The following is a 12,391-nucleotide window of genomic DNA, read 5'->3' as shown; positions in this document are numbered from 1 at the left end:
GCCGTAGAAAAACGATAGCGAGGCGGTCAAGTTACTTTCGCTTCGGCCGTTTCCGCGAGCAACTTTTTCAAGACTTCGTAGTCAGCTGGCTTTACCAAATGAACGTCAAATCCCGCCTCCGCTGACTTCAGGCGGTCTTCCTCTTGTCCCCAGCCAGTTAACGCGACGAGCTTGATATCGCGTCCCCACGGTTGCTTGCGAATGATGCGGGCCACTTCGTAACCGTTCATTTTGGGAAGTCCGATGTCGAGTAGTATCAACTGAGGACGAAAGGCCTCGGCTACTTGAACCGCCTCTTCACCATCGTGGGCCAGTTGTAATGTATTGCCGGTAATCTTCAGCAGCATCGCGAGCGATGAGGCAGCATCACGGTTGTCGTCGACAATCAAGATTCGCAAGGCCTTGGCATGAGATGCAGCAGGTGGCGCGGCCTTCTCGCTGGAGCCGAATGTTCCAGAAAGAATCGGCAGTCGAACGATAAACTCACTTCCTTTTCCGGGCCCTTCACTTTTTCCAATGACAGAACCGGCGTGCATTTCGACTAGCGTCTTCACCAGCGACAGTCCGATCCCGAGTCCGCCTTGAGACTTCTCCAACGACTCGTCGACCTGCGTAAACATTTGAAACACACGTTCCAGCATGTCCGCGGAGATTCCAACACCGCTGTCCTTCACCGCAACCGCCACCTCCGCTTCGCCCAAGGTGACGAAAACTGCGATCTCTCCTCCCGCGTTGGTATACTTGCAGGCATTGCTCAGAATATTGGTGAATACCTGCGTCAAACGCACCGCGTCAGCATTTAGATAGATCGGCTGCGTCGGCAGGTGAACAGACAATTGGTGCTTCGCACTGTCGATTAACGGGCGACACGATTCAATTGCTTGCTGAATGATTGGAGCAAGCAAGACTCGATCGCGGCGCAGTTCAATCTTGCCCATGCTGATTCGGCTGACATCGAGCAGGTCATCAACCAGGCGAACCATCTGGTTGATTTGCCGATCCATCATGTCCGTTGCGACCTGTAGTTGGTGACCATCCGACACTTTGACCAGCTGCAAAGCGTTGCGCATCGGTGCGAGTGGATTGCGAAGTTCGTGCGCTAACATCGCCAGGAACTCGTTCTTGCGGCGGTCGACTTCCGAAAGATTCGCGGCCAATTCGCGCAACTCATCGGCCATTTGTCGTTCGCTGGTAATATCGACGACGACGCCATCGAAACTCAGCAACGTCTTGTGGCCGTCCCTTATTCCGAAATTAGCTCGTCCCTTGGCGCCAACCCAGCGCACGCTGCCGTCGACATGCACAACTCGATATTCGCTGGAGTAGGGCGCCGGATTATCGATGTCTATCGCCGCGGCAACCGCCTCACGAACTTTTTCACGATCATCGTCGTGAATACAAGCAAAGGCCTGCTCGTAGGTCAGATCGTTCGACCGTCCCGAATAAATCACTCGAAAGCGCTCATCGGATTTCAATGCTCTATTTGCTGGATCGATGTTCCACGTTCCAAGTTCACCTGATTCCAACGCAAGCTGACGCTGTAGCTCACTCGCCCGCAGCCTTTCTTCTGCCATCCGTTGCTTGGTGATATCGACAATCACTCCAGGCATTCGCAGTGCTTTGCCATCGGCATCACGTTCGATGGCGCCTCTCGCGATAACCGAAATGATGTTGCCGTTACTCTTCAGAATCCGATACTCAGCTTCGAATTTATCCTGAGAGTCGAGAGCCCTGCCGATCATCTCCAGCACTCGGGGAAGGTCATCCGGGTGAATCGCCTTCGTGTAAGCAGCCAGCGGGCCTCCCAACGCCTCCGCGGTGGTTACGCCGAACATTCCCGCCAGATTGTGGTCGGCGCGTACCAGGTTCTCGACAATGTCAAACTCCCAGGTGCCTATTTCACCAGCGACCAGCATCATGTCGCGTCTTAGTTTTGCCGCGTGCAAGGCCGCTTCAGACTTGCGGCGCTCGGTGACATCGCGAAAAACCAGAACGCAACCTACGATTTTTCCGTCCGCTCGTTGAATGGGAGCAGCACTGTCATCGATGGGCGTTTCTGAACCGTGTTTGGCCACTAGAATCGTGTGGTTGGCCAGGCCCACAATGACTCCGTCGCGAAGCGCGCGAACTGCGGGATTCTCCACCTTTTCTCGCGTGGTCTCATTCACGATCTTGAACACGTATTCAAGCGGCCGGCCAAAGGCGTCTTGGTTCGACCATCCTGTTAATCGCTCAGCGACTGAATTCAGATAAACAACGTTGCCGTCGACATCCGTACTGATGACGGCATCGCCAATGCTGGCCAGCGTTGTGCGTAAACGTTCTCGCTGCTCATCGAGATCACGCTCGTTACGAAGAATGCTACGGCTGGCAACAACGCTGCTCGCTAGCGCGACAATCGTTCCGCTGAGCAACAGGACGATAGTGAAGCTTCGGATCGAGCGGGAGTCTTGCAGCGCTGCGTTCAGATGGGCGGTGAAATTGGCACTGGCGTCTGCTTGCAACTCGTTGTCTAAGAGCCTCTCGATTTCAACGCGTGAAGCGTAAAATCTGGAAACTTGCTCCGGGGTTGCTGGCCGGTCTTTTAGCGCCAGCAATTCATCGCCCAGACTTTTCAATTCCAGCCATTCGGTGGCAAATCGCTGCCCCATTTCTCGCTGCAGGGGCGTCTCGGCGGTCCGTTCGTAGTCGTCAAGGCTTCGTTCTAGTTGGGCTGCATCTTCCTCTGCATCGGCGACAGCTTTCTGGCTTAGCCCTTGGAGATGGGCTTGAACCGCTAAGTAGAAACTCAACGTTCGCGACTTCAATTGCCGCGTCGCAATGCCCCGAGTACGGGCCGAACTTCCAAGTTCGGCGACTTCTTTTTCAATCGACCGAACTCGCAGATAAATCGCCAGGCTGGAAAAAGCAAGAATGGCGAACAGAGCGCCGAATCCTAGCCACAATTTGGTTGCCGTCGTCATCTCGTGTCATTCTGAAACATTCGGCTCTGTAATATTTAGGGGGAAACGCCCGGGATTACTGGGTGCTTTCCTCACCTAATTACCGAAATTGCAGACCGCAGAGTGGCAGCGCGCGGCATGTCCGGAACAGCGATTGTACTTCTGGTAGGCGGTTAAATCACGGGCACTTTCAGGATCCGAACGCGGCTATTCATCATCTTCGTCTTCCTCGTCGTCGGGCAGGCTTTCGTAGACGTCGAGCGGCATGACCAGCACGATGATCTCTTCAATAACGGCATAACCTTCCGCGTCTTTCAGCTTTGCGATGCGGTGAAACACGTCTCCGACGACGAGATTTTCCGAGTCCTCCGAGAGAATCACTTGCTCGCCTTCGCGAGGTAGGTAGTCTGTCCGCACCAGATATTGATTGTGATCGGTGGGATCATACGGACCAATTTCAGCATTCAGATCAGGCACGTACACGAACCGAATCTGCGTCCGCTTTTCCATGAAATGCTTTCAGCGAAAAAAGTGCATTGTAGTTGGTTTGATCCGCCGCGCGTGAACCGGGATGTAAGATGGGGCGTTGTGAACGGAACTGCGTTAAACGCTCTTTTAGACTAGGAAGACTTCGATGCTTCAGCGTTCTCAGGTGATCTCTGGTTTGCTCGCCGCGGTGGTGGTGATGTCTTCGCTTTCGGTCGGCTGCGGAGAAGAGCTGAAAATCGGCAAGTTGAAAGTCGGGAAAGTTTTGTTTCTCGGCAACAGCATCACCCTGCATGGTCCAGCGCCAAAGATCGGCTGGGAGGGAAACTGGGGCATGGCAGCCACTGCTCAGGAAAAGGACTTTGTGCATCTGCTCTCCAGCAAAATCGCCACGGCGGCCGGTGGGCAGCCGGAAGTGAAGATCAGAAACATTGCCGATTTCGAACGTCAGTACAGCACGTACGATGTCCGCGCAGGATTAAAGGACGAACTCAGTCTGCAGCCCGATTTGATCGTCATTGCGATTGGTGAAAACGTGGCTGCGCTGAACACGGATGAAGCCAAGGCAAAATTCAAAGCCGCGTTTGCAGACTTGTTGCAAGAGTTAAAAAAGGACGGCAGCCCGACGATTTTCGTTCGCAGTTCGTTCTGGGCTAATCCCGCCAAAGACGAGATTCTGCAGTCGGTTTGCGAGGATGCCGGCGGCATTTTTGTCGACAACCGCAAGCTCGGCGCCGACGAGGCCAACTACGCCCGCGCTGAGCGCAAGATCGAGCATGCCGGAGTTGCCGCCCATCCTGGCGACCGAGGAATGCAAGCCATCGCCGACGCCCTATGGGTGGCGATCGAGAAGAAGGGGGCCAGCAAATAGCCTCCAATGCCCCCATCTAGGGATGGCATATTATAACAGGTTATTGCATTTTGAAATTTCCGTAACTGATTTAACGCCAGTGGTTTAAAGGAAATAGCATAGCGCGACGTATAACCTTTTATAACCCCCTCGTGTCGGTGGCTGTCGCCTCCTCTCCACGCCAGGACGCGACTTCCGATAGGCCTTCGACGCTGGTTGCGATTTGCATGACCAGTTCCTCGGCGCGCGAGGCCGGGGCGCCGGTGTACTTGGCGAGGTGGATCATGGTGACGAGTTCGCGCACCCAAGCCAGCGTGTTGGTCAGGTCGTCGTGCAAACGGCGACGGACGGCGGCCAGGCGGGCGATGTTGGCCCGGCGACCGCGATCGCTGTTGGCGGCGGGCAGATCCGGTTGCGTCAAGAGCTCTTCGTTTTCAGTCACGGCGAAGGACGGTTGTTGCAGCAGTTGGTCGAGTTCACGGATTTTATCCGCTTGTGCGTTCCAGGCTTTGCGCAGTTCGACGAAGCGCCCCTGCTCGCGAGCGAGGGCGGCATCGGACCAGCCGTCGAGACTGCGCAGAGCTAATTCCAATTCCGCTTGGACTTGCTGAATGGCGGTCGATAACTCATCGCGGATGGGTGGCGCTGCGGCGGCAGCCTCGCGATTTTCTGCGTTCGGTTTCGAAGTCCGTTGCAGCAACACCGGCAGATACAACGGCCAAAATGGAATGGCCGTGCAGGTGCAGAACCAGCGGTTGCGGCGATCCGTCTCTTGCCAGGCCAGATGCACGGCGACGGCAACAGCCACGCCAATAAGCAAGTAAAACAGCAAGGTAGTAGGAAGGTTCACGGCATGCCTCCGACAATCTGCGGCCTCAGGCGTTCAATTGGGCCTTGAGTACCGACAATTCACCTTCGATCTCTTCACGCGCATCTTGTTCGGCAGTGAAGTCGTGACTGGCGAGGTCGCCGCTGAGTTCCGCTAACGCCTCGGTCTCGGCTTCGGTTCGTTCGACTTTGCGACAGAGTCGCTCGAACTTTTGAAACGCATGTTCGCCGATCGGCGCGGCGCTGAATTCGACGAGCAGTCGCTGACGGGCCACGGCTGCCTGCTGGCGAGCGGTGAGCAACACCAACTTGCGGCGAGCATCTTCCGTCCGCAAACGGAGAGATTCGATTTGCCGCCGTAGCGTTTGACCAAGCGTTGCCGCTTCTTCGAGTTGCTTCGCCAGGGCAGTGCTGACGGCTTCGTGTTCGCGTTTGCGAACGAGCGCGCTACGTGCCACTTCGTCATCGCCCCGTTTGACCGCGGTCGTTGCTCGCTCGCGCCAGAGGGCAACCGCCGCTTCCTCTGCGGAGAGTTGCCGCGCGAGTAGCTTTTCTTCGGCAACAACTTTCACTGCGTTTTCGCGGGCCGTGCCGACGGCGGCTTCCATTTCGCGAATCGCTTGCTTGAGCAGAAGCTCGGGATCTTCGTACTGTTCGAGTAGTTCGTTGACGTTGGCTGACAAGATGTCGGTTAAGCGACGGAACAGGCCCATGACGGTTCTCCTTGGATTTCGAGTCGTTGTTTCAAGTATCAAACCTTCGCCAGCGCGACCCACAGCGTGTGAATCATGATCGGCGTGACGGCTGTGTAGCAGGCCGACCACGAGAGGACGAGTTGCTGCAGGAAGCTCTCTCGCAGACCGCGTCGTTCGGGCAGCAGCGTATCGGCAAATGTGCCCAGGCCGCGATAAAGCGAGTAAGTGCCAAATAGCCCCGCGATGAATGGCAACACGAGTCCCAGCCAAAACATCACCTCGCGAACCAGTTGCGGCGCGTCGAAGATCAAAATGCCCAGGCCGAGCGCGGCATAGATAGGCAAGATGCCGACCAGCGCGACGGCTGCTGTGGCTTTGGCCTTGAGCGTTTGAATCACCACGTCGAGCATCGACATGCGAATTCCCGATAACAGGCCGTAGAAATAAAGGCTGGGAAGACAGATGCCGCTCGCCGCGACCAGGCCAATCGCATACGCAGCGATAAGCCGCAGCGCCGAACCATCGAGCCAGCGCGTTGCTGCCGATTGCCCGGCGGTTTGCGATTGAAACGCGATCACCGTTGTTGTTTCACCAGCGACGAGATCGCGAATGGGCGTCAGCTTCGGCCATTGTCCAGCTGAGGTAAAGATCAGCGACAACGCGACGCCGAAGAAGACAAATCCAGTGAGTGCAATAGCCAGGAATCGCGGCAACAAATCGGCTTTGCGGGCCGGTTCGCGAATCACACGTTCCAGACGATCGGGCCGCTTGAGAATCAGTTCGACCAGGCCCAGTAGGTTGGTATTGATTGGCATCGTGTCGGGCACTTCCTCGGCAACAATGTATTCGGTGATGGGCATCTCGCCGGCCGCGTCGACTTTGGCGGCGTAGTTCACGAAATCGATTCCTTCATCAACGGTCATCATGGCTGTGCGCTCCCGCGGCATGATGCCGCTACGAAACCGTGTGGAAGTTGAACAACTGGAAGAAGTAAAACAGTTCAGCGCCGATCACGCCGACGAGTAGCAGCCACCAGATCGGCGCGAGAGGCCGCGATGGCTCGAGGCTGCTCATCACGCGGCGAAAGACATCCATCATCGCGACGCCCACGCCAGCGAAGACCACGAGGTTGACCGCGAGTACAAAGGTCGGATGCGGAACAGCGACCGAGAAAAACCAATTGATGGGAATCGAGGCCAGCATGGCGAGGCCGCCCCAACTGGTTGTCACGAGCGCGGCGAGCAGCGTGCTGCTGGCCGGCAATCGCGAACCCGACAGGCTATTCAGTATGTAGAGAGCGGGGAGCGATATGCCCCACGCCGAACCTGCCGCGAGCGTGCAGGCCAGCCCTTTGTAGAGCACGTCTTGCGTGCCGCCGAGCAGACCCATCGTCATGCCGTAGGTTGTCGTGCCGAGAATGGCCGTGGCGAGTAGTGAGGCCCAGACCCACCAACGATAGCGGGCCGTTTGATCGTTCCAAGCCACCGCAAATTCTTCTGGCGTCTGCAACGCCAAACCTACGTGCGCGATGCCCGATCGCAAATGTGCGCTGAACATGAGTTCCTCCGCAACAAGTATGAGTTGATTGCCGGAGCTTCAACCGTGACTGTTGCGAAGGATTAACGGCCAGATTGCAAATCGTGTCAGGAAAACAGCGATCGCCTAAAGGGGACGTTCGGCCCCAGCCCGCACGGACTTTTCCAGCGCTTCATACGTGCCGCGTTGCTTTTTCCGCGCGTCGTTGAACCGGCGAAGGGAAGTGATGATCTTGTCGATGGTGGGCCATTCGCGGGCCTCCATCGTGCATTTCGAATCGGAGCGCGAGTCCATGCCCACCATGCGATTGTCGGTGATCTGGACTTCATCCACGACCAACAACGCCTTGACCTGCATCTCGAGCTTTTGCACCAGCTCTAAATATTCATTGCGGGCGGCGACGCACTGTTGCTTCTCCTTGCCATAACGCTCTAAATCGGACAAATTCCTACTCCTCGTGGGAGGCCGCGTTGGGGCAAGTCAAAGAACTAACTCCCGGCAATGCCTGGAACACTTATTGTCCCGCAATTGACTGCGGATGATAGTGGACGAACGGAACGAGCGGCCAGCAGCGCTCGAACGACAAAAAATCATCAAGGGGAATACAAGTGCCGACTCGTGCTCGTGGCTGTTGTCTGTATGTGATCGCCATTGCTTTGTTATGCATGGCTGGGCAGTTTTCTACGGCTGACGCGGAAGACAAAGCAGAAGTGGGCGCCACGCGCGTGGCGAAGTGGAAAGACGATCGCACGGCAGTGTTTCTGCTGATGTTCGACGACAGCTGGCCGAGCCATTTTCAGGTGGCGGCGCCCGAGCTCGAGAAGCGCGGGATGACCGGCACATTCTATATCTGCCCGGGCAAAGGGGAGTACGAAAAGTTCGCCAAGGAATGGGAAGAGAAGCTGTGGAAGCAAGGCATGGTCTACGGCAATCACACGCTCACGCACAAGGGAGTGAAGGATGCTGCCGACGCCGATTGGGAGATCGGCGAGTGTGCGCGGATCATTCGCAAGATCACGCCGGGCAAGCCCGATCGCCTCGTCTCCTTTGCGCTGCCGGGCGTGAAGGAAGGAGCCTGGAATCTATCGAAAGAGGGACTTGCCGAGCTGCTGAAGAAGCACAACCTGATCGACCGTCCGCCGTTCAACGATCACGGCGCGGTGTATCACTGGAAGACGTCGGAAGAGATGTTGAAGCTGGCCGACAAGGCGATCGCAAACCAGGGAATGGAGTACCTCGTCATTCACGGCTTGGAACGGATCAAGCCCGATTGGGGTTACCAGGACTTCTGGCCGCTCAAGCAGGAAATCTTTTTCAACGTGCTCGATGGGTTGCAGCAGCGCCGCGAGAAGGGCGACTTGTGGATCACCGATCACATTTCGCAGCATCAGTACGAAACGGAACGTAGCACGGCTGCCGTGAAAGTGCTGAGCACTGATGCAGCGGCGATTCGTCTCGAACTGACCACGCAGGCCGATCCGAAGTTCTATGACCTGCCACTGACGCTGATCAGTCGTGTGCCAGCGACGTGGAAGCTCGCACGAGTCAGCCAAGGAGACAAGGCGAGTGACGTTCGCGTAGAAGAAAGCGCAATCAAATTTGATGCGCTGCCCGGGGGAGGCGTGATCGAGTTGCGCGAAGCGAAAGACAAGTAGCGTTCGCGACGGACGGCCTAGCGCGGACGCTCGGCAAGACGGAGATGACCGTAGAGCGTGTCGCTGCCGCGGAGGATGTAGAAGAGCACCGGCTCTTGGCGGCTGGAGTCTTCGCGGTCGAGCACGTACGAAACGTTGTCAAGCGAGACCGTTTCCCACACGTGCATGCCGACGAGCACATCGCCGCGGCGAATGCCCTGGGCCGAGGCCGGGCTGTCGGGCCGAACCGCTTGCACGGCCAGGCCGCCGCGATAACGGCTGTTGAGTTGTTTGAATTCCTGGTCTTCCATGGGCGAGAGACGCAGGCCGAGATTTTCCCAAACGCGATCGGCGAGCGCAACCTTGCCAGTGCTGCGACCAGCGGCCGGCGCGAGGACGAGATTGGTTGTCACCGAGCTGCCGGCCCGGATCACTTCGACGTTGAGATCTTCGGTGCGACGACGGCCGAGGAGCGCGAGCTCGACATCAAGGGCCCGTTCGACTTTACGACCACCGATGGCAGTGATGATGTCGCCGGCTTGCAGTTCGGCCCGCTCACCGGGGCTCTCGCGGCGAACGCTACTCACCACAAATGTTCGCTGGGCGGGATCACATTTCGTCTTGCCGACAATGCCGTGGCTTTGCTGCTCAAGCCGTTCGATGCTCATCAGTCGCGCGGCAACTTCCAGAGCTTCGTCGATCGGAATCGCAAAGCCGATGCCCTGAGCACCGACGCGAACGGCGACATTGATGCCGATGACGTCGCCATCGATATTGAAGAGCGGACCGCCGGAGTTACCCGGGTTGATGCTGGCGTCGGTCTGAATCAAATCTTGATATTTTTGCTCGTCGCTGACTTGCACCGTGCGATGCAGAGCGCTGACGATGCCGCGAGTGACGGTGTATTCGTAACCGTAGGCGTTGCCCATCGCGACGACTTCTTCCGCCGTTCGCAGGTCGCAACTGGTGCCGAAGTGCACCACCTTGAGAGGCGAGTCGGATTCGATCTTGATGACGGCCAGGTCGGTCTTGGGATCGTGGGCGACGAGCTTGGCCACTGCATTGCGGTCGTTGTGCAGCGTGACTTGAATATTGCTGACACCCTCAACCACGTGATAGTTGGTGATGATGTAGCCGCGAGCATCGAAGATGATGCCGGTGCCCATGCCGTTGACTTGCTTCACGCCACCTTCGCTGCCGAACGAGGCGTTTTCGGCCCGCACGGTTTTGCGGCCGTGAATATTGACGACGCTGGGGCGAGCCGCTTCGATGGCCCGCACGATGGGCGTGAAGCGAGCTTCCGAGGCTGCGGCAGGCGCGAGCAAACCACTGCCAAAAGCAGCGGCGGCGCAGGCAACGGAGAGACCTTGCAACCAGCGGCGGCGAGCGATGCTGCTCGTGGCGGGCTGGTTCTGGCGTGAATGAGATACGGGCATTGCGGGCTCGTCGCTGCGGGTCTAGCGCGTGGGGCGGGTCAATCAACGCCGGTGGGCAAGCTCTGGAACGAACCGCGATATCGCGGCGGCAGAACATGGCCGTGGAGCGAACACGTTTTCACTACGCGATCGGCTGCTGGTTGGTTGCCGCGAAAACGAGTCGCGAAAAACAACGACAGCGCCAGGCATGTGCAAATCGCATCTGTCCGAAAGTGTGATCGGTCCCGGCACGCGAATGGCTTCACGGAGCCTGCCATTCAACGCACACTCGTCCCAGCTTCACATCGGAAGAGTAGTGAAGCCGTAGCGATTCAGTGGCACGCGATTGCCAGCGTCGCTGGCAAATTACGGCTGCTGCGGCAGCGGATCGGCGGGCGGAATTTCGAACACAGGCCGCGCGGGAACCGGATGAAAACGTGGCTGTGGCGGCGTGATTTCCACAGCTCTTGGCGGCTGAAACAGCGAATGAAACCAGCCCACGTGCCCGCGCAATTCTGCGCACGGCGAACCTGGAGCACAGCGCGCTGGTCCACATTGCATGGCCGGACCGCAACCTTGCGCGCAGTTTCGGCATGCTGGCTGACAGCATGGATTGCAGCACCCAGCCGTCGAAACGGCGAGCACGGCAGCAATGATTAGCCAGCGGAGCGACATGCTAGACCCAAGAAAGTGCGCAGTAATCCCTTTGCTTGCATCGGCAATTGTCGGCCGCAGAGTTGAATCAATCCGCAGAGGTTGCCTAGCCGGCAAAGTCGCGTCCGGTTTGAGAATTGCGCGGTTTCTGAATAACAGCTTGCAGGAACTGCAGCCCCAGAAAAATAGCCAGCGAAATGACCAGCCCGATCGGCCACAGTCGCCAGACTGCGGAATTTCGCAGCGGCAGTTGAAAACCCTCGACCAGCGCTACAACAAACACTGCAAATAGAACGAGCATCAGCATCAGGCAGCCCGTCGATGCCATCACACCCTTGAACTGATATTCCTCGGTTTGTTCAGCTTGCGACAGCTCGATGGTGCGTGAGCGTTGTACACTCTTTTCGACCGCGGCACGGATCTCCAAAATGCGGCAGGCGTCGACCCAGGCATTGGCTGTGGCAGTGGGACTGGCATGGATCCGGGCGAAATTCGCCAGCGTCGCTTCAATGTCGCTCCAACCCGATCCAGCAGTGGAGTCTTCGTTCGAATCGCGCTCGCGCAACAGCCACGGCTCGGATGTGTTGACCGGCGCTTGCAACTCCCAAGGATTCGCCCCTTCCTCAACGACCGCGCGACACGCGAATGTCGCGCTCGGTCGTGCAGGGGACCAACGCACTAGCGAGCGATCTTCGGCTTCCAATTGAACGGTGAATGAATGCCAATCCTGCGGCGAATGGCGATCGGCGGAGTGACTGTCGGCGGGCCCGCCGAGGGCGGTGACGCGCTTTAACTTGCCAACGGTTCGCTCGATCAAAATCAAATCGCGCGCGAGGGCGGCGAGGATTTGATTGCGGCTGCGGTGATCGACGCGCCGCTCCCACGTGATTTGCAACGGCGCAACACTGGCGTTCGCCGTCGACGGTAATCGCGGCAATTCTTGCCAGGCGGGATGATTCAATCCGGGAAACCATGGCACCAGACAGCCGTTGCCCTCGCGCCGCAGCATTTCGATTTCGTAGGCATCGAGCAATTCGGTCGCGGGAAAGGAAAGCAGTAGTGAACGTCCCGCCTGCGCGAGTTTTTTTAACTGATCGACGCGATTGGCCTGCGGATCGAAGCCGTCAGCGCGAGCCGGCAACTGCTGCGGGCTGGCCACCAAAATCAGATCGATGTCGTCGCGAATCAGCAAGGATTCCCAGGATTCGCTGCGCTGCACAGCAGGCAGGAGCGCGCACAGCGGCAACTCATGCTCGGCTGCTTCGCAGACGGCGACGACCTCATGCCCCGCCGGCAAATCGCGCAGAAATGTCTTCCACTCGGAATCACAGCCCAATAGCGCTAACCGCAT

12 protein-coding genes are annotated in these 12,391 nt (G+C 57.7%); 2 read left to right on the top strand and 10 right to left on the bottom strand.

Annotated features, from left to right (window positions below; all coding sequences use genetic code 11):
* Positions 1–26 precede the first annotated feature (26 nt).
* On the bottom strand, positions 27–2,963 hold the full coding sequence (locus M9Q49_RS10695; protein ID WP_254508733.1) for a hybrid sensor histidine kinase/response regulator: 2,937 nt from the start codon (positions 2,961–2,963) through the stop codon (positions 27–29).
* A gap of 186 nt (positions 2,964–3,149) precedes the next feature.
* Positions 3,150–3,452 (bottom strand): hypothetical protein, encoded by a 303-nt coding sequence (locus M9Q49_RS10690; RefSeq protein ID WP_254508732.1) that lies wholly within the window; start codon positions 3,450–3,452, stop codon positions 3,150–3,152.
* Between the two features lie 124 nt (positions 3,453–3,576).
* Here M9Q49_RS10690 and M9Q49_RS10685 point away from each other — a divergent pair, with 124 nt between their 5' ends.
* Positions 3,577–4,299, top strand: coding sequence for an SGNH/GDSL hydrolase family protein (locus tag M9Q49_RS10685; protein ID WP_254508731.1), 723 nt, complete (start codon positions 3,577–3,579; stop codon positions 4,297–4,299).
* Positions 4,300–4,417: 118 nt separating this feature from the next.
* Here the strand turns inward: M9Q49_RS10685 and M9Q49_RS10680 are convergent, their stop codons facing one another.
* The 5 genes from M9Q49_RS10680 to M9Q49_RS10660 form a co-directional block, all read right to left on the bottom strand.
* The gene (locus M9Q49_RS10680; RefSeq protein ID WP_254508730.1) at positions 4,418–5,128 is read right to left on the bottom strand and encodes a hypothetical protein; all 711 of its coding nucleotides are present in this window, start codon (positions 5,126–5,128) and stop codon (positions 4,418–4,420) included.
* Between the two features lie 25 nt (positions 5,129–5,153).
* Positions 5,154–5,819 carry a PspA/IM30 family protein gene (locus tag M9Q49_RS10675; protein WP_254508729.1) on the bottom strand — a complete coding sequence of 222 codons (666 nt, stop codon included), beginning with the start codon at positions 5,817–5,819 and terminating at the stop codon, positions 5,154–5,156.
* A gap of 38 nt (positions 5,820–5,857) precedes the next feature.
* On the bottom strand, positions 5,858–6,727 hold the full coding sequence (locus M9Q49_RS10670) for a hypothetical protein (RefSeq protein WP_254508728.1): 870 nt from the start codon (positions 6,725–6,727) through the stop codon (positions 5,858–5,860).
* A 28-nt stretch (positions 6,728–6,755) separates the two neighbouring features.
* Positions 6,756–7,358, bottom strand: a complete 603-nt coding sequence (locus M9Q49_RS10665) for a hypothetical protein (RefSeq protein WP_254508727.1) — start codon at positions 7,356–7,358, stop codon at positions 6,756–6,758.
* 105 nt (positions 7,359–7,463) lie between these two features.
* The gene (locus M9Q49_RS10660; protein WP_254508726.1) at positions 7,464–7,781 is read right to left on the bottom strand and encodes a hypothetical protein; all 318 of its coding nucleotides are present in this window, start codon (positions 7,779–7,781) and stop codon (positions 7,464–7,466) included.
* Positions 7,782–7,945: 164 nt separating this feature from the next.
* Here M9Q49_RS10660 and M9Q49_RS10655 point away from each other — a divergent pair, with 164 nt between their 5' ends.
* Positions 7,946–8,992: a polysaccharide deacetylase family protein gene (locus M9Q49_RS10655; RefSeq protein ID WP_254508725.1), complete on the top strand. Its 1,047-nt coding sequence runs from the start codon at positions 7,946–7,948 to the stop codon at positions 8,990–8,992.
* Between the two features lie 17 nt (positions 8,993–9,009).
* Here M9Q49_RS10655 and M9Q49_RS10650 read toward each other — a convergent pair whose 3' ends face one another.
* The 3 genes from M9Q49_RS10650 to M9Q49_RS10645 form a co-directional block, all read right to left on the bottom strand.
* Positions 9,010–10,407: a trypsin-like peptidase domain-containing protein gene (locus M9Q49_RS10650; RefSeq protein WP_254508724.1), complete on the bottom strand. Its 1,398-nt coding sequence runs from the start codon at positions 10,405–10,407 to the stop codon at positions 9,010–9,012.
* 345 nt (positions 10,408–10,752) lie between these two features.
* Positions 10,753–10,887: a hypothetical protein gene (locus tag M9Q49_RS35405; protein WP_261365044.1), complete on the bottom strand. Its 135-nt coding sequence runs from the start codon at positions 10,885–10,887 to the stop codon at positions 10,753–10,755.
* 259 nt (positions 10,888–11,146) lie between these two features.
* Positions 11,147–12,391: a hypothetical protein gene (locus M9Q49_RS10645; protein WP_254508723.1), complete on the bottom strand. Its 1,245-nt coding sequence runs from the start codon at positions 12,389–12,391 to the stop codon at positions 11,147–11,149.

Source organism: Anatilimnocola floriformis (assembly GCF_024256385.1).
In the GTDB taxonomy this organism is placed as follows: Bacteria; Planctomycetota; Planctomycetia; order Pirellulales; family Pirellulaceae; genus Anatilimnocola; species Anatilimnocola floriformis.
Note: the sequence above shows the minus strand (reverse complement) of the source record. Positions and strands in the feature narration are given on the sequence as shown.